Origin of the sequence: Dermabacter sp. Marseille-Q3180, assembly GCF_940792985.1 — a bacterium.
GTDB classification, from domain to species: domain Bacteria; phylum Actinomycetota; class Actinomycetes; order Actinomycetales; family Dermabacteraceae; genus Dermabacter; species Dermabacter vaginalis.
Genome location: NZ_CALNWU010000004.1, coordinates 194,631 through 215,766 on the forward strand (window position 1 = coordinate 194,631; position 21,136 = coordinate 215,766).

Annotated in this window: 21 protein-coding genes and 1 rRNA gene; 15 read left to right on the forward strand and 7 right to left on the reverse strand. The window is 59.6% G+C overall.

Features of this window, described 5'->3' with window-relative positions; genetic code table 11:
* The first annotated feature begins 4 nt into the window (after positions 1–4).
* Positions 5–784, forward strand: coding sequence for an SDR family NAD(P)-dependent oxidoreductase (locus NBW56_RS10015; protein WP_250259175.1), 780 nt, complete (start codon positions 5–7; stop codon positions 782–784).
* Positions 785–876: 92 nt separating this feature from the next.
* Here NBW56_RS10015 and NBW56_RS10020 read toward each other — a convergent pair whose 3' ends face one another.
* The 5 genes from NBW56_RS10020 to fdhD form a co-directional block, all read right to left on the reverse strand.
* Positions 877–2,193, reverse strand: coding sequence for an MFS transporter (locus NBW56_RS10020; RefSeq protein ID WP_250259176.1), 1,317 nt, complete (start codon positions 2,191–2,193; stop codon positions 877–879).
* Positions 2,194–2,252: 59 nt separating this feature from the next.
* Complete coding sequence (locus tag NBW56_RS10025) at positions 2,253–3,977, reverse strand: dihydroxyacetone kinase family protein (protein WP_250259177.1); 1,725 nt, start codon at positions 3,975–3,977, stop codon at positions 2,253–2,255.
* Positions 3,978–4,009: 32 nt separating this feature from the next.
* On the reverse strand, positions 4,010–4,702 hold the full coding sequence (locus NBW56_RS10030) for a GntR family transcriptional regulator (RefSeq protein WP_250259178.1): 693 nt from the start codon (positions 4,700–4,702) through the stop codon (positions 4,010–4,012).
* A 41-nt stretch (positions 4,703–4,743) separates the two neighbouring features.
* Positions 4,744–5,664: a sugar phosphate isomerase/epimerase family protein gene (locus tag NBW56_RS10035; protein ID WP_250259179.1), complete on the reverse strand. Its 921-nt coding sequence runs from the start codon at positions 5,662–5,664 to the stop codon at positions 4,744–4,746.
* Between the two features lie 67 nt (positions 5,665–5,731).
* Complete coding sequence (gene fdhD, locus NBW56_RS10040; protein ID WP_250259180.1) at positions 5,732–6,613, reverse strand: formate dehydrogenase accessory sulfurtransferase FdhD; 882 nt, start codon at positions 6,611–6,613, stop codon at positions 5,732–5,734.
* 53 nt (positions 6,614–6,666) lie between these two features.
* On the opposite strand from fdhD, the gene NBW56_RS10045 reads away from it, so the two are divergent.
* The 3 genes from NBW56_RS10045 (at position 6,667) to NBW56_RS10055 (ending at position 8,144) form a co-directional block, all read left to right on the forward strand.
* The gene (locus tag NBW56_RS10045; RefSeq protein WP_250259181.1) at positions 6,667–7,152 is read left to right on the forward strand and encodes a GtrA family protein; all 486 of its coding nucleotides are present in this window, start codon (positions 6,667–6,669) and stop codon (positions 7,150–7,152) included.
* A 35-nt stretch (positions 7,153–7,187) separates the two neighbouring features.
* Entirely contained in the window at positions 7,188–7,748 is a 561-nt protein-coding gene (locus NBW56_RS10050; protein ID WP_250259183.1) for a PTS mannitol transporter subunit IIA, read from the forward strand.
* A gap of 123 nt (positions 7,749–7,871) precedes the next feature.
* Positions 7,872–8,144, forward strand: a complete 273-nt coding sequence (locus NBW56_RS10055) for an HPr family phosphocarrier protein (RefSeq protein ID WP_065247125.1) — start codon at positions 7,872–7,874, stop codon at positions 8,142–8,144.
* A gap of 76 nt (positions 8,145–8,220) precedes the next feature.
* Here NBW56_RS10055 and ptsP read toward each other — a convergent pair whose 3' ends face one another.
* Positions 8,221–9,939, reverse strand: a complete 1,719-nt coding sequence (ptsP, locus tag NBW56_RS10060) for a phosphoenolpyruvate--protein phosphotransferase (protein WP_250259185.1) — start codon at positions 9,937–9,939, stop codon at positions 8,221–8,223.
* Between the two features lie 217 nt (positions 9,940–10,156).
* Here ptsP and NBW56_RS10065 point away from each other — a divergent pair, with 217 nt between their 5' ends.
* The 11 genes from NBW56_RS10065 (at position 10,157) to NBW56_RS10115 (ending at position 20,556) form a co-directional block, all read left to right on the forward strand.
* Complete coding sequence (locus tag NBW56_RS10065) at positions 10,157–11,449, forward strand: ABC transporter substrate-binding protein (protein ID WP_250259187.1); 1,293 nt, start codon at positions 10,157–10,159, stop codon at positions 11,447–11,449.
* Between the two features lie 91 nt (positions 11,450–11,540).
* Positions 11,541–12,431 carry a carbohydrate ABC transporter permease gene (locus NBW56_RS10070; protein WP_061212442.1) on the forward strand — a complete coding sequence of 297 codons (891 nt, stop codon included), beginning with the start codon at positions 11,541–11,543 and terminating at the stop codon, positions 12,429–12,431.
* A complete protein-coding gene (locus NBW56_RS10075; protein WP_250259189.1) occupies positions 12,428–13,258 on the forward strand; it encodes a carbohydrate ABC transporter permease in 831 nt (276 codons plus the stop codon). The genes NBW56_RS10070 and NBW56_RS10075 overlap by 4 nt, the downstream gene beginning before the upstream one ends.
* Positions 13,259–13,427: 169 nt before the next feature.
* A complete protein-coding gene (locus tag NBW56_RS10080) occupies positions 13,428–14,915 on the forward strand; it encodes a DUF1846 domain-containing protein (protein WP_250259191.1) in 1,488 nt (495 codons plus the stop codon).
* A 36-nt stretch (positions 14,916–14,951) separates the two neighbouring features.
* The gene (locus NBW56_RS10085) at positions 14,952–15,512 is read left to right on the forward strand and encodes a hypothetical protein (protein WP_250259193.1); all 561 of its coding nucleotides are present in this window, start codon (positions 14,952–14,954) and stop codon (positions 15,510–15,512) included.
* Between the two features lie 162 nt (positions 15,513–15,674).
* Positions 15,675–16,427, forward strand: a complete 753-nt coding sequence (locus NBW56_RS10090) for a flagellar basal body-associated FliL family protein (protein WP_157457057.1) — start codon at positions 15,675–15,677, stop codon at positions 16,425–16,427.
* Between the two features lie 38 nt (positions 16,428–16,465).
* Positions 16,466–17,143, forward strand: coding sequence for a hypothetical protein (locus tag NBW56_RS10095; RefSeq protein WP_250259195.1), 678 nt, complete (start codon positions 16,466–16,468; stop codon positions 17,141–17,143).
* A 554-nt stretch (positions 17,144–17,697) separates the two neighbouring features.
* On the forward strand, positions 17,698–17,958 hold the full coding sequence (locus NBW56_RS10100; protein ID WP_250259197.1) for a hypothetical protein: 261 nt from the start codon (positions 17,698–17,700) through the stop codon (positions 17,956–17,958).
* 34 nt (positions 17,959–17,992) lie between these two features.
* The gene (locus tag NBW56_RS10105) at positions 17,993–18,760 is read left to right on the forward strand and encodes a flagellar basal body-associated FliL family protein (RefSeq protein ID WP_074297949.1); all 768 of its coding nucleotides are present in this window, start codon (positions 17,993–17,995) and stop codon (positions 18,758–18,760) included.
* Positions 18,757–19,368 carry a hypothetical protein gene (locus NBW56_RS10110; RefSeq protein WP_074297951.1) on the forward strand — a complete coding sequence of 204 codons (612 nt, stop codon included), beginning with the start codon at positions 18,757–18,759 and terminating at the stop codon, positions 19,366–19,368. The genes NBW56_RS10105 and NBW56_RS10110 overlap by 4 nt, the downstream gene beginning before the upstream one ends.
* Positions 19,369–19,629: 261 nt before the next feature.
* A complete protein-coding gene (locus NBW56_RS10115) occupies positions 19,630–20,556 on the forward strand; it encodes a hypothetical protein (protein WP_250259198.1) in 927 nt (308 codons plus the stop codon).
* 455 nt (positions 20,557–21,011) lie between these two features.
* On the opposite strand, the gene rrf is transcribed toward NBW56_RS10115, so the two are convergent.
* Positions 21,012–21,128: ribosomal RNA gene (rrf, locus tag NBW56_RS10120) — 5S ribosomal RNA — on the reverse strand.
* Positions 21,129–21,136 lie beyond the last annotated feature (8 nt).

Genomic DNA, 21,136 nt, shown 5'->3' on the forward strand with positions numbered 1-21,136 from the left:
AAGCATGACAGAGAAGTCTTTTCCAAAAACAAAAACCGCAATCGTAACCGGCGCGGGCGCGGAGCGCGGGATTGGCCGCCGGGTGGCTGAGCAACTAGCCATCGAAGGATGGTCGATTGCAGCGCTCGATATCGACGAAAATGCAGTTCGTGGATTTGCCGAAGACTTGTCTAGGCGCACTGAAGCAAAAGTTCTTGGTTTTGGGACGGATGTTTCTTGTCCAGATTCAGTAGCTAATACGTTCGAGGCAATCGACCGGTCGGAGCTCCCAGACATTTATGCTGTCGTTAACCTTGCAGGGATCCCATCACCTCTACCCTTCTTGGAAATCGATGAGGCTCACTGGGACAAAGTGATGGGCGTTAACGCAAAGGGCACTCTGCTGGTCAGCCAGGAAGCTGCTAAGAGGATGGTCGCCAAGGGAACCCCTGGCCGTTTCGTCAACACTGCGTCGATTACCGCGTTCGATGGTGGCGGAACTTTTTCGAAGACCGGATACGCTGCAGCTAAAGCTGCGATCATCGGCTTAACAAAGGGCATGGCGAGAGAGCTAGGAGAATACGCAATCACCGCTAACGTCATCGCTCCAGGCCCGATCGACACCGATATCATGGGCGGCCGACTGACAGACGAACGCAAGAACCAGATGTCTAGCGACATGGCGCTGAAACGCGTGGGTCAGCCTGAGGAGATTGCAGCACTCGTATCATTCCTGGTGAGCGAGGATTCCGGTTTCATCACAGGCGAAACCATTCGCATTGACGGCGGAAAACACATTTTCTAGTGAGCGAAAATTTCTTGTAGAGTAAACTCATTAGCCACAAAATAAGGAGCGGGCGCCTAGCGCCCGCTCCTTCATATCTAGCTAGCCCCCCCCTACTGCGGCTTTCGCTCAAAAAGCCGCAACGAGAAAACTAGCAGCGCTCCGAGGAACGGAGCCAGTGACAGCATAATCAGACCAGCAGCCTCACTGCCAAATGCTTCAACAACCCATACGCGCAAGTTTGGAGCGATGAAACCGCCAAGGTTACCCAAACCATTAATGAGGCCAACTCCCGATGCGAGCGCTGCACCAGCCAAATAGCCGGTAGGTATGTTCCAGAAAATCGGCTGTGCCGAGACGAACCCTACAGCTGCTGCACTTAGCGAGACCATAGCAAGGAAAGGATTATTGGTCACGGCGGAGCCAACAAGACCGACACCAGAGATAACAAGCATGATGGTTGCGATGCTCTGGTAGTTACCGGTTTTGTCAGCAATTCTGCCCACGAAAATATTAGTTACCAAAGCACAGACCCATGGGATAGCTACGAGTAGCCCAACCACTAGGCCCACATCTTGGCCAGTAATAGTGGCAACCTGTCGCGGCAAGAAGAAAGTCAACCCGTAGACTGCCAATTGAATAGTTAGGTAGATCAACGCGAAGTAGAGGACACGAACGTTCAGCAGGGCCTTCCACCATGTTAGTTTTACTTCTTCATCTTTCTCACGGTCCTCGAGGTCCATTACCTTTTGAAGTGCTTCCCTCTCTTCGCTACCCAACCACTTCGCGTCTTTTGGTCGGTCCGTCAGGTACCAGATAGTTATGATCCCGATAAGCACTGCGATGAGTCCTTCGATCATAAACATCCACTGATGACCGTGGAGACCCAGCAACCCATCCAGCTCGAGGAGACCACCAGAAAGTGGTCCTCCAACCATGTTTGCAATCGGCAAACCCATGTAGAACAGCGCGGTCGCTTGCCCTCGCCGTCGGCGCGGGAACCAATAAGTTAGATAGAGAATGACGCCCGGGAAAAACCCGGCCTCAGCTACGCCAAGCAGAAATCTGAGGATGTAGAACATCGTCGGGCCATTAATGAACATGAAGGCAGCTGCTACCAGCCCCCACGTAATCATAATTCTCGCCATCCACAGCCTGGCACCGACTTTATGCATAATTAGATTTGATGGCACCTCGAAGACTGCATACCCGATGAAGAATAGCCCTGCACCAAAAGCATATGCTGACGCCGATAGCCCAGCATGAACCTCGAGCGCTTGTTCGGCAAATCCGATATTAGAGCGATCAATAAAGGCGATCACGAACATTAACATTAAGAATGGGAGCAGCCGCCATCGAGCTTTACTCATTGCTCTCTCGACTACTGGCTCGAACTTGGATTCTGGCTCACTAACTGCAGCTGAAGACATCTTCGTCCTTTCAGTCTGGGGTGGTATTCACCTCATGAATTTTCTTAGTTTTACTTACTTCAGTATCGGGCCCATTCCCGTAACTTCGAAAGCGCTCGAGAAATCAACGCAAATGAAATGGCTCCAGGATCCGGTGTTCCGACGGATTTTTCCTTCAAAACCCTGGCCCGGCCAAGGGCTGCCTTGATGTTCTTTGTTGCATCTGCCTCGCTTTCTGCCACCTGTGCAGCTTTGTCAAGCACCTCGGGAAGAGAGGTTTCAGAAGACGCCTCCTTGATGGCGTTGGCGTAAGGTACCGCTGCACACACCATCGTTTTGTCCCCGACCTGAGCTCCTCCGAGACGAACGATTGCGTCAACGCCGTTTACGAGCGCTTTGCGAACATCCTCGTCCCTGGGCTTCCTGCTATCGCTGAAAGTGGAGCCGACTGCCGTGAGTAGCGCGCCCCATAATGCGCCTGAAGTGCCTCCACCGCCGTTGGACCAGCCAGCACCGGCCTGCACCAGAACCGTCCGCGCACCAGCGCCCTTTTCAACAGCCCGATTAGCTCGCTTCACAGCCTCACGTGCGCCTAGCACCATTCCGTTACCGTGATCGCCATCGCCGGCAACGGAATCAATTCGTCCGAGATACTCTTCTTTCTCTTCAAGCAGCACACATACTTGCTGAAGAAAGTCGGCGATTCGTCTCGCGGACTCAACAGATTCCGCACTTGCTTCAGGGATCTCGTCATCGCCCGGCTCATACACATTGTTTCGAGCCCGCGCCTCGGGCGTCTTGGGAACCTCACCACGCTGAAATGCAGGGGTATTTGCGGGAGCTAACCAGAGCCGTTCCAGTTCGTCGTCAAGATGAACTACGGTGAGCGAGACCCCAGCCATATCCAAGCTCGTCACATGCTCAGAAACTTCGGGGCCAACAACGGCGTAACCAGCTTCAGACAGTAGTTCCGCCACTTTGCCGTATAGAAGGAATAGTTCCTCGTACTTGACTGTGCCCAACCCGTTCAGGACTACCGCAATCCTCTTCTTCTCGTCCTGAATCTCAGGGTGCTCTTTCAAAACACCGTCAACCAACCGCCTGGCAAGCTCCGAGGCCGGTTCCAACGGAACTTCCTCAACCCCGGGCTCACCATGAATTCCTAAGCCAACCGCCATCTGTCCTTCAGGAACATGAAAAAGCGCATCCTCTGCACCTGGAAGCGTGCACCCATCGAATGCGACGCCAAGCGATCGAGTCGCATCGTTCGCTTTCCACGCAATAGCCTCAGCGGTATCAAGGTCCGCGCCTTCGGCAATTGCTGCCCCCGTGATCTTAAAGACGGGGAGGTCACCAGCAATTCCTCGCCGATCACGATGCTTATCCGGGGTGTTTGACGCAATGTCATCGCTAACCTTGACGATGCGCACATCAATACCCTCTGCACGGAGCTTTTCAGCTGCAACCCCGAAGTGGAGCACGTCGCCGGCATAGTTTCCAAACCCGAGGATGACGCCGCCACCGTTTTCGGCGTTCTTCGCCACCGAGTAGACCTGCTCACTGCTCGGCGACGCAAAAATGTTGCCGCAAGGAGCTCCGTGAGCAATTCCGTATCCGACCCATCCTGCGAAAGCTGGATAGTGTCCACTTCCACCACCTACAACAAGAGCAGGTTCGCCTTTTGGTGTTTCATCGGTGCGCACAACACCGCCGTGGACACGAAGAATTTGATTTGAGAATGCGGCCTCATACCCGCGTAGAGAGTCGGCGGGGAAATCTTTAGGGTCATCATAGATGTAGGTCATTGTGCAACTTCCTTATTGCGCGTCGGGATCAATCAGGTTTGACCTTTGATTGCTCTCAAGGACCTGTCCTGGACAGCAAGCAGATGGGCACGGAGGGCCTCTTGGGCCCCTTCGATGTTTTGAGCAACAACCTGGTCGAGGATAATCTTGTGCTCACGTAATGCGTCCAACGCATCGAAGCCGATAGCGCCTTCGCTGCCGTGCCATGTTTGACGCATACGGTGACTCAAGGGCTGAAGAGTATCGATGATCTTGAGCAGGTAACGGTTGCCCGCGCACTCGAAGGATACGTGGTGAAACTCAGCATCCAAGCGGTGGTGATCTGCAGCCAACTGGAAGTCGGGGTCATCGCCGTCCTCATAGTCGCGCAGCCGATCCACATGGTTCTCGAAGGCTGACTTGAGCCGCGAGCCGAACGTTGAACAACCTTCGTAGGCCTTGCGAATGGCAACCGGCTCGATGACAAGGCGCGCTTCAATCAGTTCGCGCACAGAGTCACTGTCAAGCTTCGGAGCAACTACGTAGCCCTTAAGCGTTTTGTATTCGACAAGCCCGGAATGCTCGAGCGATACCAGTGCTTCACGAACGGGTGTAGGTGACACTTCCAATTCACGGGCGAGCCCATCAATACTCAGCTTCTGGCCAGGCTCCCACTGTGAAGCGAGGAGCCGGCGCAGAAGCATGCCCTCCACCTCGTCGCGGAGAACTGGACGCCTGATAGCCACAAGATTCCTTTTCGACTCAGAGATTTACCCAAGCGGAAATGTTAGACACTCAATGAGGTGAGAATTTCGCGCGTGTACCGGATGTTTTCAGCAATGACTGCGATGGCATCATTGCCATAGTGCTCACAGTGGATTGGACCGGAATAGCCAAGCTCAAGAGCTTTCCGGAACACCGTGCGATAATTGATGATTCCGTATTTCATTGGAACAGGCGCACTAAAATAAGCCCCCGTTGAAGGGTCATAGTCGCGCAAATAATTTTTCACGTGGAAGAAGTTCGTGTAGGGAAGAACTTTCATGAAAGCGTCTTCCCAATACTCTACGGGTTGGTGGAGTCTCTGGAGGTTCGCTATATCGGGGTTAAGGCCGACGGCTTCGTGGTTGAGATCAGTAATGAATGAGACCGCGTCGTCGGCGGTGCCAACATAGGTATCTTCATACATTTCGAGACTCAGTTCCACACCGGCCTCTTTGCAGTGATTACCGAGTTCTCGAGTCCGATCGAGTGCCAAATCCCGGCGAGCGGGATCACACTTGTAGCCCTCCTCGTACCAGAACCACGCTGCTTCCTCTTGAGCAGAAGTAAGAGGACCGAAGTAACCAATGTTCAGAACGGGAACGTTCAAACGCTTAGCGATCTCGACGTTTTTGAACGCGGTTTCGAGGTGCGCTTCACCGTCGGCCTCATGAGCGATAGAGCGGCGAGACATAGAGAGCGAGATGACTTTAACGCCGGTGTCGTCGAGTACATCGCTGAATTCGTCCAGTCGCTCGTCACTCAAAGCCGCGAGGTCGATCCATGCATCCGTGGGGTCAATCGCGTCGATGCCGAGGGCCTTCACTTGGCGCAAGGTTTTGGCCCAAAACTCTGCCGGTGCGTCATTAATGTGTTCACCGTTTGGGCCTCGGTTACCGAATGACAGCATGCTGGCGCCAATGGGCCAGTTTTCGGGATTGAACATCCTCGTCCCTTCCTCATTGAAAACACGTTTCCTATAGGATCGAGGATCTACGAAAGATTGTCAACCCCTAGCTCTCACTTTCCGAAAGATCTATCCGCTCGACACCGCAGTACACGTTGAAGCGACCCTCAACATCCTCGCCGTCGCCTTCGCCGCGCACGAACCCACACAGCGTGATGCCGAGCCGAGCGGCGGTATCGATCGCGAGGGACGAGGGTGCGCTCACGCACGCGATGAAGCCGATGCCGGCCATGGCGGCCTTTTGGACGATTTCGAAGGAGGCGCGCGAGCTTACGAGGAGTACGGTGTCGCTGAGCGGGAGACGGTCCTCCAGGAGGGCCCAGCCGATGACCTTATCCACGGCGTTGTGGCGGCCCACATCTTCGCGCAGCACAAGGCGCTCACCCTCGGGAGTAAGGAGCGCAGCGGCATGCACGCCACCGGTTTTTGAGAATGCCGCCTGGCCATCGCCAAGCTCGCGCTGCGCGCGAAGAAGGTGTGATGGCTGCATGGCAAACGTCGAAATAAAATCGTGCCGAACCCGCTTCGTCACCTGGTCGATCGAGGCCGAACCGCACACGCCACACGCGCTCGACGTGAGGAAGGGTTTCGTGATCACCGGTGCCGCGGCGATGGTGCGGGTCGTGAAGTCCATGACGTTGTAGGTGTTGCGCTCGAAACCGGAATCATCCTCAACAACGGCACCGTCGCAGTAGCGGGCTTCGCGAACGTCTTCGCGGCTCGTAATGTATCCCTCGGCGTGGAGGAAGCCGTGGATGAGTTCAACGTCGTGGCCGGGGGTGCGCATCGTCATCGAAAGCTGCTGGCCGTTGAGGCGAATGTCGAGCGGCTCTTCAACGGCGACGCTATCGGGCCGTTCGGAGTGGTAAAGCTTGCCGTCTCGGACCCGTATGCGTGTAAGTCGCGTCGATGCTGTCACTCGTCCCATAAACCCACCCTAGCCGCATTTCCTTGCCCCGGCACGGCCTGTAATGTTGGGGCGTGACCGCGAAGGACTCCCCCTCGAAAGCTGCCGCTCTTGCGCATGCGCTGCGCGGCTCGAAGTTTCTCTTCGTGGGCGGTCTCGTGTTCTTCTTCGACGCGGCCATGTACAACGCCCTGGTGTTTTGGGATCCGGTGCACGGCTGGGGCGAAGGGCTCATGCACGGCAGCCCAATCGTGGCGAAGATCGTGACGATCGCGGCGGCCAGCTGCCTCACGTACCTTGGGAATCGCTTTTGGACGTACGGCGATCGCGGTAAGCCGCACACGGCACAATCGATTTTCGCGTTCATCATCGTGAACGTCATTGCGAGCGCACTGCAGCTCGGCTGCCTGGGCTTTTCCCGCTATGTGCTCGGCCTCGATTCGCCCCTCGCGGATAACGTGAGCGGCACGTTTATCGGCCAGGTGGTCTCCACAACGTTCCGGTATTTCACGTATGGCAGGTTCGTTTTTCCGGAGGCGGAGGGGTCCGACGCCACCTAGACTTGAGGTGAAGCTTCTTTTGAAAGGCGTGGGTCATGAACATTTCACAACGTCGTGAAGGGGCGGAGCACGCGGCTCCGCGGTGGACATGCGATGTGACGCGCGATCACGGGAAAGGCTCCCCTTCGGCCTCGGGTGAGTCGGTCATTCTTTCGCCGCATGCGATTCGTGTCCCGGGTCTCGCTCGTACTCAAAGCGAGGCGATCGAGGAGGCGGGCGATCTGCTCGTGGAGCTCGAGGCGATTGATCCGGCGTATGTGGAAGCGATGCATGAGCGCGAGGCCGAGGTTTCGACGTTCATGGGTCATGGCGTCGCGGTGCCGCATGCGACGAGCGAGGCGAAGCGCAGCATTCATCGCACGGCGATGAGCGTCGTGAAGTACGACGAGCCGATTCCGTGGGGCGATGATGGCGAGGAGCGGGTTTCGTATGTCGTGGCGATCGCCGGTATTGGCGATGAGCACCTCATGCTGCTTCAGGCAATTTCGCAAGTGTTCGCGGAGGAGGATCGCCGGCGAGCACTGCGCGAGGCGGCGGCTCCGCTCGAGGTCCTTGCGGTGTTCGATCCGGATTTCGAGGAGACTCGCGGTCTGTGAGCGCTCCCCGCGCCTGATATTCCCGACAAGGTGACCTGCAGCGTCATTCGGTAGGGTGGCCTCACTCATCTTTATCCGCTGGTGTTTGCCCGCGCGGCAGGCCGGCTCGTCGAAAGGCACATCATGGCAGAACGCACCGTTAAGATTGCGGCCGCTTCCGGGCTCCATGCCCGCCCCGCCGCTATTTTTTCGAAGGCCGCGGGTGAGCAGCCCGCGAAGGTGACGATCGAGAAGGTCGGCGGTGCGCCGATCGATGCTTCCTCGATCCTTATGCTCATGACACTCGGGGCTGGCCACGGCGACGAGGTCGTGCTGCGCGCCGAGGGTGATGGCGCGGAGGAGTCAATCAACGCTCTTGCGGAACTCCTCGAGACGGATCTCGACGCGCAGGCCTGAGGCACCGCATACTTCCACTGCAAAGAGAATGGGCACGTCACACGGCGTGCCCTTTCTCTTTCGTTCATGAGGGCGTCTACAGCCCAAGCTCGTCAATGATGGGAAGTTTTGCGCGCACGGTTTGCTTGCCTTCGGCCGCAGTCGGTGCGCTTACCGCGATACGGGCGAGCTCGCGCGCCTGATCGAGCGACACGGTCGAAAGAACCTTTGCCACCGCGGGTAGGGAGCGCGGCGTCATCGATAGCGAGTTCACGCCGAGCCCCACGAGGACAACCGCGAGCGCGGGATCGCCCGCAGCTTCACCACATACGCCTACGGGTTTGTTCGCACCGTCGCCAAACGCTTCGGGGTCGCCGCCCGCGACCCGCGCGCCCGTCGCCGTTGCCCCCACGAGTGCGAGAACGGCGGGCTGCCACGGGTCATTGAGCTTCGCGAGTGAGCCGAGCATGCGATCGGCGGCCATCGTGTATTGCGTGAGGTCGTTCGTGCCGATCGAGGCGAAGTCGGCCACGGCCATAAGATGATCGCTCGTGAGGGCCGCGCTCGGGGTTTCCACCATGATGCCGGCGCGCTTCACGCCCGCCTCTTGCGCCATCGCCACGAAATCCTCGGTGTCCTCGAGCGTCGAGATCATGGGGGCCATCACCCACGGTTCCGCATCGGCCATGGCGCTCGCCTGAGCGATTGCCTTCAACTGATTCTCGAGTACTGAGCGCTTCTCCCACGACGTGCGGTAGGCGCGCACACCGAGTGCAGGGTTCGGCTCTTCGTCGTCCGTGAGAAACGGCAGGGGCTTATCGGCTCCCGCGTCGAGTGTGCGGATCACGACCTTCCTGCCCGGGAAGTGTCGAAGCACCCCCGCATACGCCTCAGCCTGCTCCTCGATACTCGGCTCCTCATCGCGGTCGAGGAAGCAAAATTCGGTACGGAAAAGCCCCACGCCATCGGCGTTGGCCTCGGCGGCGAAGGCGGCGTCCTTCTCACCTCCCACGTTGGCAAGCAGTGGAACGCGAGTACCGTCGGAAAGCCTCGCTCCCCCGCCTTCGTAGGTGAGCGGGTTTTTCGAGAGTTCGAACCACGCTGCGGAAAGTTCCCGCTCGCGCTCCCCAAATTCACTCGTGACGATTCCGGCGGCACCATCGACGTACACGACACTTCCCGGCTCGATCTCATCGACCCCCTTCGCGGCAACCACGGCGGGAATGCCGAGCTGGCGCGCGAGGATTGCCGTGTGGGACTGCGGGCCACCGTCGACTGTGACGAGGGCGGACACGATGTTCGGGTCGAGCACCGCGGTGTCGGCGGGGGCGAGGTCGTGCGCCACGAGAACAAAGCGGTCCTCGGAAACGGGAATGCCGGGGGCTTCAACGCCGCGAAGCTGCGCAACGATGCGCGCGCGCACGTCCCTGACGTCACTCGCGCGCTCAGCCATGTAGCCGCCCAGGCTTTCGAGCATCGCCCGGACCTGGTCACCGGCCTCCCACACGGCTCGCTCGGCACTGAAGCCCTGGCCGCGTACGAGTTGCTCGGCGCTCGTGGTCAAAGTTGGGTCTGCCGCCATTTGTGCCGTTGCTTCGAGAACGGCCTTGGCGTCGCCGCTCGCACGTGCGGCACGTGCCTCGAGATCAGCCTTCACCGCGGCAGCTGCTTCGGTAATGCGGGAAGCCTCCAACTCGCGGGGCTCGTCTTCGGCAATCGCCGCACCGCGTTCCGGCTCCGACACGGGAGGAGCCATGACCTTGACCGGGTCGATGACGCGGCCGGCGCTTACGGCAACACCTCGGTATGTCGTCACGCTCTCTCCCTCTTGCGCCCTAGGCGGACGCGGTCTCTGTTCTCTACTGACGATGCCACCTCATCGTAATCACGCCGATGCGCCGCGCCCGTGCGGGACCGGCACTTACAACATTCCAACCGTGAGGATTGGATCATAGGCCGCAGTGTGACTACAATTAGGCCGCCGGCTCGCGGCACTCGGCAATGACGCCCCTGTTGTTTAAAGGAGAACAGCAATGATCGCACGGAGGACTTTCCTCACTCTCACGTCCGCTGGTATTGCGCTTGGCGCGCTCGCGGCATGTTCCAACTCCTCCGGTGGCGGTTCCGCTGGCGGGGACGACTCCGTCGAGGTGTTCACGTGGTGGGCCCAGGGCTCGGAGAAAGCTGGCCTCGATGCTCTCGTCAAGGTATTCAACGAACAAAACCCCAAGATTAAGTTCGTCAATGGCTCCGTCGCGGGTGGCGCGGGCAGCGCCGCAAAAGACATGCTCCAGTCGCGTCTGCAGACCAAGAATCCGCCCGATACTTTCCAGGCGCACGCCGGTGGCGAGCTGACCGATTACATCAATGCTGGCCAGATCGAAGACGTCTCTGGGCTCTACGACGAATTTGACCTTCGCAAGGCCTTCCCTGAAAGCTTGGTCGAACTTCTGACGGTGGATGGCAAGATCTACTCGGTGCCGTCCAACATTCACCGTTCGAATGTCGTGTGGGCGTCGGCAGCCGTGCTCGAAAAGGCCGGTATCGACCCGAAGGCTGTTCCCGAGACGTTCGATGCCTGGCTCGCCGACCTCGAAAAAGCCAAGGCTGCGGGTGTCACCGCGCTTTCTCTCGCGGCACCGTGGACGCAGGTCAACCTGCTTGAAGCAGTGCTCATGTCCCACCTCGGCGCGGACGCCTATAACGGTCTGTTCGACGGCTCGACTGACTGGGCAGGTGCGGAGGTCGCCACTGCGATCGCGGCGTTCGAGAAGCTCGTGGGCTACACCAACTCCGACCGAGATTCGCTCGACTGGCCCGAAGCGACCGCCCTTGTGATCGACGAGAAGGCCGCCTACAACGTCATGGGCGACTGGGCCGTTGCGGCATTCCAGGAAGCCGGCAAGGAAGACATGAAGGACTATGTCTACTTCGAGGTGCCCTCGGCCGCCTCTGGCGACAAGATCTTCGGCTTCCTCGCGGACTCCTTCACCCTGCCCGTAGGCGCACCGCACGCCGACAACGCGAAGGCGTGGCTCAAGACCATCTCGTCCGTTGAAGGCCAGGAAGCCTTCAACCTTGCCAAGGGCTCGATCCCGGCGCGCACCGACGCTGATGTCTCGAAGTTCCCGGCGTATCAGCAGACTGCGCTCGAGTCCTTCGCGCACGACAAGATCTGCGCCTCGATCGCCCACGGTGCGGCAACTTCGGTCGCGTGGCTCAACGCGATTTCCGACGCAACGAGCAAGTTCACCTCCGGCGCGACCGACGCCAAGGCGTTCCAGGCCGAGCTCGTGTCCGCTGCCGAATCGAACATGAAGAAGTAAGCTCCGCTTTCACATCGGTTTCGGGGCCGGGGATCTCATGTCCGACGCTCGCCCGGCCCCCACCGATGCCACTTCCACCCTAGGACCAGGCATGAAAAAGTATGCGGCGCCCCTGCTGCTCATCTCGCCTTCGCTCATTCTCGTGGGGATCTTCGTCTACGTGCTTATGGCGCAGAACGTATGGACCTCTCTCACGGACAACCACACGGCAGCGCAAGCAAACGGCGTGCAACCCAGTAAGTTCGTGGGCCTCGATAACTACATCGCTCTTCTCTCGAGCCCCGATTTTCGCCACTCACTCATGAACCTCGTGATTTTCACGGCGGTGTTCTTGGGCGGCGCGATGATCACCGGATTCGTGTGGGCGTGGCTTCTCGACCGCCCCATCAAAGGTGGTCGAGTGTTCCAAACCATCTACCTTTTCCCCATGGCTGTGTCCTTCGTGGCCTCGGGTGTGGTGTGGCGCTGGCTCCTCAACTCCAACCAGGGCGAGAGTGCAAGCGGACTGAACCGCCTCTTTCAGATGGTGGGTCTCGGCTTTCTCCAAAACCCTTGGTGGAACAACATCACGTGGGGCATCGCCGCAATCGCCCTTCCGGCGATTTGGCAGCTGAGCGGCTATGTCATGGCGCTCTTTCTCGCTGGCTTCCGCGGCGTTCCCGATGAGCTTCGTGAAGCGGGCCGCATGGATGGCGCGAGCGAGTGGCAGATCTACCGCCACGTGATTTTCCCGCAGCTCACCCCCATCATCATGAGTGCTCTCGTGATCATCGCGCACATGAGCCTCAAGAGCTTCGACCTCATCATGTCGATCTCGAAACCCTCGAATTACCAAACCAAGATCCCCGCCGTGGACATGTTCGTGTTTAAGTCGAGCTTCGACTACGCGAACGCGGCTGCCGTCGGCACGATTCTTCTCATCATCGTGGGCGTCCTCATCGTTCCTTATCTCATTCAGCAACACAGGGAGCGTCAGTCGTGAACACCTCCTCGGTTTCCCCGTGGCGGTTCGTCCGCCTTGCCCTTCTCCTCATCGGCGTCGTCCTTGTCCTGATTCCCGTCTACGTCCTCATCGTCACGAGCTTCAAAACGAGCGGCGATGCCTCGGCCGCCCGCGCGTGGGCGCTGCCGAGCGAGTGGACGCTTGAAAACTGGGAGGAAGCCTGGGAAACGCTCTCGCCCGCGATGGGGCGTTCGTTTGCGATGGTCATCCCCTCGACGATCATCTCCTCGGCTCTCGGATGCATGAACGGCTTCGTACTGTCTCGCTGGCGCTTCCCCGGGGCGGATCTGGTCTTCACGTTCCTCCTGTTTGGCATGTTCTTGCCCTATCAGGCCGTGATGATTCCCCTGCTCTCGCTCGTGCTTGCTCTACCCATCGACTCGGGCGTTCCCTCGCTTATTCTCGTGCACGTCGTGTTCGGTATCCCGATCTGTACGCTTATCTTCCGCAACTACTTCGAGACGGTTCCCGAATCGCTCATCGAAGCCGCCAAGGTTGATGGCGCGGGGATGCTCCGCACGTTCTGGTCCGTCGCGCTGCCCATCTCGATTCCCGGTTTCGTGGTGGTCATGATCTGGCAATTCACGAATGCGTGGAACGACTTCCTTTTCGCGGTGTTCTTCGCGACGCCGATGAACGGCCCGGTAACCCTCGCCCTCAACAACCTCGCCAACGGCGCGTTGCTGACCAATTACGGGGTGTCGATGGCTGGCGCACTTCTTGCTTCGGCTCCCACCCTCGTCGTGTACATCCTGCTGTCGAAGTACTTCATTTCGGGCATGATGAGCGGTTCCGTGAAGGGCTGAGAGCTCAAGCCACCGCGAAAGAGTAGGCATCGCGGGCACGCGCGGGGACCGTCGGACCTCAAAGGTCCTGGAAACTCCCCCGCTCGTGCCCTAAGATGTCGAGGGCTGCACATGCAGGTCGTATGCCACCGGCCCCCTCATTTTTCTCATCTCATCGCAGGAGGCTCGCATGGCACGCACGCAAGGTTTTGATCCCGAAAAATACATCGAGCTGCAGTCGAAGCACATCGCCGAAAGGCGCGCTCAGATCGGCGGGAAGCTGTATCTCGAGATGGGCGGCAAACTTTTCGACGACCTGCACGCTTCGAGGGTTCTTCCCGGGTTCACACCCGATAACAAGATCGCGATGCTCTATGAGCTGAAGGACGAGCTCGAGATCCTTATCGCCATCAACGCCCACGATATTGAACACGACAAGATGCGAGCCGACCTCGGCATCACGTATGAGGAGGACGTTCTGCGCCTCGTGGATGTGTTCCGCGAGCGCGGTTTCCTCGTCAACACGATCGTGCTCACGCAAATGGACGATCGTAACGAGGCGGCGTCGCAGTTTAAAACTCGCATGGAGCGGCTCGGTTTGACGGTCGTGCGCCACCGCACGATCAAGGGCTACCCGGACCCGACCCTCGTCGTGTCCGAGGAGGGGCTTGGTCAAAACGAGTGGGCGAAAACCGAGCGCGACCTCATTATCGTGACGGCGCCGGGGCCGGGGTCGGGCAAGCTCGCGACGTGCCTGTCGCAGATCTACCACGATCACAAGCGCGGGATCGATTCAAGCTACGCAAAGTTTGAGACGTTCCCGATTTGGAATCTTCCGCTCGAGCACCCCGTGAACCTCGCCTATGAGGCGGCAACGGCGGATCTCGACGACGTGAATCTCATTGACCCGTTCCACCTCGAAACCTACGGCGAAAAGGCCGTGAACTACAACCGCGATATTGAGGCTTTTCCGCTGCTCAGGATCCTCCTCGAGCGCATCCTTGGCGAATGCCCCTACTCCTCCCCTACCGACATGGGCGTCAATATGGCGGGCTACGCGATCACCGATGATGACGCGTGCCGCGAGGCTGCCACGCAAGAGGTCGTGCGCCGCTACTACAAGGCTCGGGTCTCCGAAAAGAAGCTCGAACTACCCGCAAGCGAATCGCAGCGCATCAAGCTCGTGATGGCCAAACTCGGCGTGGAGGAAACGATCCGCCCCACCGTGCAGCCCGCCCTCGCACTTGCCGAAAAAACCGGTGCGCCCGCTTCGTGTCTTGAACTTTCCGACGGCACCCTGATTACAGGAAAGACCTCAAATCTGCTCGGTGCTTCCGCTGCCATGCTCCTCAACGCGCTCAAGCATCTCGCGGGAATTCCCGAGGATGCGCTGTTGCTGTCCCCCGAATCGATCAAGCCAATCCAGACCCTCAAGGTCGATCACCTTGGGTCACGCAACCCGCGCCTGCACACCGACGAGGTGCTCATCGCCCTATCGGTCTCCGCGGGAAGCGACGAGAATGCCGCCGCCGCGCTCGCACAGATTAAAAATCTGCGCGGCTGCGACGTGCACACCACGACGATCCTCGGCTCGGTGGATGAATCGGTGTTCCGCGCGCTTGGCGTGCTCGTCACGAGCGAGCCGGTCTTCGGCAAAAAGAGTCTTTTCCACAAATAGACCGCAAGCGAAGCTGGCTCCCTTTAGCCTTGTGCCATGCAACCACCAATGGGTCACCTCAATCCCCCCTCTGCATCCCCGGCACGCAAGAACAACACTCTTCTTTGGGTGCTACTTGGCTGCGGTGGCATGTTCGCTGTGCTCGCGGCACTCGCGGGCGCCGGGATCCTCGCCTATGTGCTGCTCAACAATTCGGGCGAGCAAGCGTCGGGCTCCTCGGGCGCTTCACACTCCGAGGCTGTCACCCCCAAATCGGGTGAGCCCGAGACGGTGGGCGATACACGCCTCGTCATGTCCGAGGCCCGCGGCGAAGATCCAAAGTTCGACTACGTCGTGCGCGCTCGCTACGAAGATGAGAGCGGCGACGGATACGAGATTGGAATCGAGAACGATCCGGGTCGCACATTCGAAGAGGACGTCGCCGACCTCACGAACCCACAGACCATTGGGCGTTGGTCGTGCGGAACGCAATTCGAGATGAATGTCTGCACGGCGGACGATGAGCGCGGCAGGATTCTCATCGTCCCGATCAACACCGACGCCGACCTCAACGACATTGCGGCCTGGGGAGATGAGTTCATGGAGAACCTCAAGTAACACTGCAGAGGCGCACCCCAACAGCACCGCGGAGAAGATTAGGGCGGCCCCTAGTATTCCTTCGGTGTGATGTGTAATACTGTCGCACGGCCTGCATTACAGTGTGCTGCGCTATCCCTTGTGCGCGTGCGCACACCGCCCCATCCGATGAGGATTACGCATATGTCGAGCAATCAGTGGAACCAGGCTCCAGCCGGTCAAGGAGCGCCGCAAGGGCAACCGCCTATGGGGTACCCGGGTGCGATGCCTCCGGAGAAAAAGAGCAAAACTGGCCTGTACGTCGGCCTCGGCTGCGGCTGCCTCGTACTCCTGGCGCTCCTGATCGGCGTCATCGCGCTCGCAGTGATGCTCATGGGCGGGGACGACCCGAAGGATTCGGGCGACGGCGGCACAACCACATCGGCCGCGGCCCCGGCACCCGGCCAGAACAACGGCGGCGGCGACAACCCAGCTCCCGACCCCGCTCCCAACGGCGGCGGCGACAACCCAGCACCCAATCCCGCTCCTGCCCCCAACGGTGGCGGCGACAACCCTGCGCCGGCCCCTGATGGCGGCAACTCCAATCTGCCTCAGCAGGTTGGAGAATACACCCTGGGTGAAGTCGCAACAGACAACGTCGTCGGCGCCGACTACGGCGCCACCTATACTTCCTCGACCGGCCAAATCATCGTCTCCGGTGCTGAGAACCCCCTCGCACCGATCGAAGACGAGATAGATATGCTGACCCTGAGCGGAAGCGCCCAGGAGATCAGCGGCTGGACGTGCGGCCCCTTCTATGGGGGTGCGTCGGGCAACGAGAGCATCTGCGTGAAATCCACCAATGGCACGAACGTCATCAAGGTCATCGGTGATGCAGACGCACAGACTCTCGCGAACTTTGGCGAGCAGTTCATCTCCGCGGGAGGCGCGAGCTGATGGCGCAACCCTCACCTTACAGCGGCCTTCCGCAAAGCATGCCACCGACCCAAAAGAGCAAAACCGGCCTGTGGATCGGCCTCGGCTGCGGCTGCCTCGTGCTGCTGGCCCTCATTGTGGGCGGCATAGCCCTCGCCCTCACCCTCATGGGCGGTGACGACTCAAAGAAGTCACAGGAGAGCGAGACGGCAACGACCTCCGCTGAGGCTCCCGCCCCGAATCCCAGCGAGACCAGCGGTGGCGAAAGTTCGACACCAGCGCCCGGCCCGAACGACGGCGGCAACGAAACGGACCCCACACCTGCACCCGCACCGCAACCAGAACCCGGCCCCGACGGCGAACCCACGCCCGTCGAAGCGCGAGGTGGGGAGCCCCAACAGTTCGCAGACTTTGTCCTCGTCCAGTCGGACGAACCGCACCAGCCGCCGCAAAACTTTGACATTCACGCGCTTTACGAGAAATCCGACGGTACCCAGGTCGAAGTTGGGGCTGGTAAGAACGCCGACCGCACCGCCGCGAGCGTGACGAAGGACCTCCCCGGCGCCCAGAAGATCGGCAGGTGGACATGCGTTACCGAAGAAAACGGATCGCTCTCCGGATGCGTGACACAAGACGACACTCACGGCTATGTCGCAATCGCGAGCATAACCAGTGACCTCAAAACTCTCGCCGCATGGGGCGATCAATTTATAGGAGCACTCAATGAGCAACAATGATTGGCAGCAAGCGCCCGATCCCACGGGCCAGGCACCTCAATACCAGCAGCCACCCCAGTATCAAATACCCAATGACGCGTCCTCGATGGGGTATGCGAACGGGATGCCTCCCGAGAAGAAAAGCAAAACGGGCCTGTGGATCGGTCTCGGGTGCGGTGCTCTCTTGATTCTGCTCCTCATCGCAGGTGGCGTGCTCGCCTTTGTGCTGTTGAGCGGTAAGGACAAGGAAGCGTCGGAACCCAAAGATGACACCACCACGAGTGCCGCCGCACCCGCCCCTGCACCAAACGCCGGCGGAAGCGACACAGGCGGCGACACCCCCAAACCGGCCCCTGCACCGGACCCCGGTGCCAACCCCGCCAGACCCCGGCGGCGTCCCCGCCCCAGACCCCGGCGGCGTCCCCGCCCCAGACCCCGGCGGCGTCCCCGCCCCAGACCCCGGCGGTAACGGGGGCGGCAGCGCGGGCATGGGAAGTCTCCCGCCGAAGGTCGGCGACCTGACAGCAGACCCGTCGGTGTCCGGGATAGGCCTCGGTGAAGAGGAGGCCGGGTACATGTCGCCCGACAAACAAACGGTGTATATCGTGTCGATCGTGACCGACTCCGACATGCAAGAGATGCTCACCAAATATTCGACCGGTGAAAAGAAAGCCATCGGAAATTGGCAGTGCGCCCAAACCTCCGATATCAGCGGCAGCTGTTACGCGACCGGGCCCAATGGCAAGCTGGTGTACATCAGTGCCGGGGCCGCAAGCGGCCTTCCGATGGAGAACGTGGCTGCCTGGGGCGACCAGCTCCTTTCTCAAATGAAGTAGTCGCACGCCACAGCCATCACACAGGGAGAACACGATGACGTACCCAAACAGCGCGGCACCACAAAAAAGTAAGACCCTCGTGTGGGTCGCGATCGGGATGGGGATCGTGTTCGTTCTTCTTCTCATCGCGGGCGGGATTCTCGCCTTCATGCTCTTGAACGGTAAGGACAAGAAAGCGTCGGAACCGAACGAAGGAACCAGCACAAGCGCACCCGCTCCGCAGCCAAAGCCCAAGCCCCCGGCAAGCGATAACGGTGGGGATGAGCCGGCGCCGAAACCTCAACCGAACCCCGGCGGATCCCAACCAAATCCCAACCCGGCACCGGCTCCAGGGCCAAACCCGGCACCGGCTCCAGGGCCCGATCCGGCACCACAGCCGAACCCGGGACCGAACCCGAAACCGGGTGGTCCAGATCCCGCCCCTGGACCGAACGCTGGCGGCGGCTATGTGCCGCCGGATCAGGTAGGTGAGTTCAAAGTCGATTCCACCCTGCCGCCGTTCAATTTCGGGGACACGGAAAAGGCTTACTCCTCGCCGAACAGCACCGCATCTTTCTGGGTCCAAGTATTCAACGATCCTGAAAACGGCAAAATTTGGGTCCAAGACATCGACGCGACCGGCACGCAAATCGGGAACTGGAAATGCCAAGAAGATGCCTTCGCTGACAGCGGTGGCGACTGCTACGCGCAAGGCCCCGGCGGCGCAATCGTGCTCATCATGGCTTCCGGAGTAAAGGACCTCAACGAGATTGCACAGTTCGGCGATCAACTCGCGGAAGAATCGCAGAAGCCCATCGAATGAACAACGTTTATCGGCAAGTCTCATCGCCCAGGCACTCACGCCTGAATCTCTGGCTCGCGCTAGCGCTCGCGGTATTGCTCCTCGTCCTCGTACTTGCAAGCGGAGGACTCGTGTGGACCCTTGCCACCCAAGGCAAGAACGAGGGCGCGGGTACACCCACCCCGGTGCACGCTCAGAGCAGCGATCCTGCCGCCGAGGCCCCGGCCACATCGATCGGCGGCACACTGCACCCCCAGGTTGAACCGCAGGCAGGCGAGCCCGCAGCCGTGTGGTCCACGACTCTCGTGACCTCCGTGCCTCCGGGGCAGAGTCAAAACGGGTACGACATCGATGCAGTCTACGAACACCCGAACGGAACTAGGTACAACGTTGGTGTCAAAAACGCGGATGACGGCTCGGGTCAGGCGCTTCTCGATTCGCTCGAGGACCGCCACAAACTTGGGCGTCTTGAATGTGGCGTAGACGCTACTGGCAGTGGGTGCGTAGGAACGATCGAAGGGATAGGCCTCATCGTTGTGCACTCCACGAGCATTGCGTCGATCGAATCGTCGAGGTGGTGCGATGCATTCGTGGCCGAAATGCACAAGGCCAAGAAGCAAGACGAGTAGTTCCGACGGTTGCCGCACAACATCGACCACCACGTCAACACGCATCGCGTTATATGCGAAGCCTAGGCAAGGCTGACGGGAGTCCACTCGACCTCGCCGTTCGGTTCTTTTTTCTCCCAGCGCAAACTCGACGCGGCCACCCCTAGGCTTCCTTCGCTGTGATGTGTAATACTCACCGACAGCTGCGCCTATATTTGCGCCTGCGACACGTCCCATCCGCACCTCGCACCTTCGCGACCCAGCACAGTAGAAAGAACATACATGAGCAACAACGAATGGCAGCCAGGTGCCGCTTCGAGTGCAAATCGGAACGGCAACCAGGGCTACAACCAGCCGCCTGCATACGATCAGGGCAACCTCCAGGGGCAATACAACCAGCCCGCGACATACCCCGGTGGCGGTATGCCTCCACAGAAGAAGAGCAAGACTGGACTGTGGGTTGGAATCGGCTGCGGTGTTCTCCTCCTGCTCGCTCTCCTGGTCGGTGGAGGCGCCCTCGCATACACGCTCCTAAACGGCAACGACAAAAAAGAGGTTCCCGCCTCAGAAGTGAGCTCCGCGGAAAAGGACCTCAAGAGCTCCGGCGGTGGCAAGGGTGACAAGGGCAATAAGAATGGCAACGGGGGTGAGGCCCCTGCTCCGAATCCCGCGCCCGGCGGAAAGAACATCCCCCAGCCTGGCGCAGGGGGCAACAACCCGCAACCCGGGGACGGCGGGGATAACCCCCAGCCGGGACTTGGTGGTGGAAACGCTCCACAGCCCGGAGGCGGCGGGGATAACCCCCAGCCGGGACAAGGCGGTGGAGACGCTCCGCAGCCCGGCGGTGGAGGCAAAGCAGCGTCGGGGAACCTTCCTCAACAGGTTGACTCGACAACTCTCGATCCCTCATTCGGCGATACCGGAATCGGTGACGCTGGCGGAACCTACGTCTCCCAGGATATGACCCTCGTCTACTCCGCTTCGATCATCAGCGATAAGGAAACCCAGGAAATGTTGACAAAGTACGGAAGTGGGGAAAAGAAGACCGTAGGCAGCTGGACGTGCCAATCCGTCTCCGACAACACCCAAACGTGCTTCAAACAGAATTCTTCCGGCGCACTCGTTTACATCATCGGCGCGAACACCGGGACACTGAGCGCAGAAGACGTTACCGCCTGGGGCGACGAATTCATTTCGAAGATGGGGTAAGGCGCTCATCTCATCACCTAGGTCGTGCATAGCGAAATAGAACGACGATGACTATTCAGGGCGGGTCAAACGCCAAGCTCCCGAAACTGCGCTTTGGGTAGCTCTGGGGCTTGGCGTGAAACCCTCCTCGTGCTCGCCGCTGCTGGCGGTGTCTTCGTGCGCGGGAGTGCTCATTATCGTCTCAGGGACGGAAGATCTCGCGTCGGTTGCAAGGTGGGGCGATCAGCTTCTCTCCTCGATGCACTAACGGCCGATCGGGTCCCACGACCGCAAGAGCTCATGCGATCAGCTGGCCGGCTCTCCCTCAGGTAGACAACGTCGTTGGAAACATGAGGGTGACGCGAACGTCGGCAGCTAGACAAAAAGAAGGCCCCACGCCTAAGGTCGGGGGTTCTCGTGACTTTAAATGCGGGGAGCCCCGGCCGTGACGGCCGGGGCTCAACCCACAACGAGTAGTTCGGCGGTGTCCTACTCTCCCACACCCTCCCGAGTGCAGTACCATCGGCGCAGTTGAGCTTAGCTTCCGGGTTCGGAATGGAACCGGGCGTTTCCCCAACGCAATGACCACCGAAACAACCAA

What these genes read in the sequence shown, in the direction of transcription:
- NBW56_RS10015 (WP_250259175.1), top strand. Translation starts at nt 5, where the DNA reads ATGACAGAGAAGTCTTTTCCAAAAACAAAAACCGCAATCGTAACCGGC.
- NBW56_RS10020 (WP_250259176.1), bottom strand. Translation starts at nt 2,193, where the DNA reads ATGTCTTCAGCTGCAGTTAGTGAGCCAGAATCCAAGTTCGAGCCAGTA.
- NBW56_RS10025 (WP_250259177.1), bottom strand. Translation starts at nt 3,977, where the DNA reads ATGACCTACATCTATGATGACCCTAAAGATTTCCCCGCCGACTCTCTA.
- NBW56_RS10035 (WP_250259179.1), bottom strand. Translation starts at nt 5,664, where the DNA reads ATGTTCAATCCCGAAAACTGGCCCATTGGCGCCAGCATGCTGTCATTC.
- fdhD (WP_250259180.1), bottom strand. Translation starts at nt 6,613, where the DNA reads ATGGGACGAGTGACAGCATCGACGCGACTTACACGCATACGGGTCCGA.
- NBW56_RS10050 (WP_250259183.1), top strand. Translation starts at nt 7,188, where the DNA reads ATGAACATTTCACAACGTCGTGAAGGGGCGGAGCACGCGGCTCCGCGG.
- NBW56_RS10055 (WP_065247125.1), top strand. Translation starts at nt 7,872, where the DNA reads ATGGCAGAACGCACCGTTAAGATTGCGGCCGCTTCCGGGCTCCATGCC.
- NBW56_RS10065 (WP_250259187.1), top strand. Translation starts at nt 10,157, where the DNA reads ATGATCGCACGGAGGACTTTCCTCACTCTCACGTCCGCTGGTATTGCG.
- NBW56_RS10070 (WP_061212442.1), top strand. Translation starts at nt 11,541, where the DNA reads ATGAAAAAGTATGCGGCGCCCCTGCTGCTCATCTCGCCTTCGCTCATT.
- NBW56_RS10080 (WP_250259191.1), top strand. Translation starts at nt 13,428, where the DNA reads ATGGCACGCACGCAAGGTTTTGATCCCGAAAAATACATCGAGCTGCAG.
- NBW56_RS10085 (WP_250259193.1), top strand. Translation starts at nt 14,952, where the DNA reads ATGCAACCACCAATGGGTCACCTCAATCCCCCCTCTGCATCCCCGGCA.
- NBW56_RS10090 (WP_157457057.1), top strand. Translation starts at nt 15,675, where the DNA reads ATGTCGAGCAATCAGTGGAACCAGGCTCCAGCCGGTCAAGGAGCGCCG.
- NBW56_RS10095 (WP_250259195.1), top strand. Translation starts at nt 16,466, where the DNA reads ATGCCACCGACCCAAAAGAGCAAAACCGGCCTGTGGATCGGCCTCGGC.
- NBW56_RS10100 (WP_250259197.1), top strand. Translation starts at nt 17,698, where the DNA reads ATGTCGCCCGACAAACAAACGGTGTATATCGTGTCGATCGTGACCGAC.
- NBW56_RS10105 (WP_074297949.1), top strand. Translation starts at nt 17,993, where the DNA reads ATGACGTACCCAAACAGCGCGGCACCACAAAAAAGTAAGACCCTCGTG.
- NBW56_RS10110 (WP_074297951.1), top strand. Translation starts at nt 18,757, where the DNA reads ATGAACAACGTTTATCGGCAAGTCTCATCGCCCAGGCACTCACGCCTG.
- NBW56_RS10115 (WP_250259198.1), top strand. Translation starts at nt 19,630, where the DNA reads ATGAGCAACAACGAATGGCAGCCAGGTGCCGCTTCGAGTGCAAATCGG.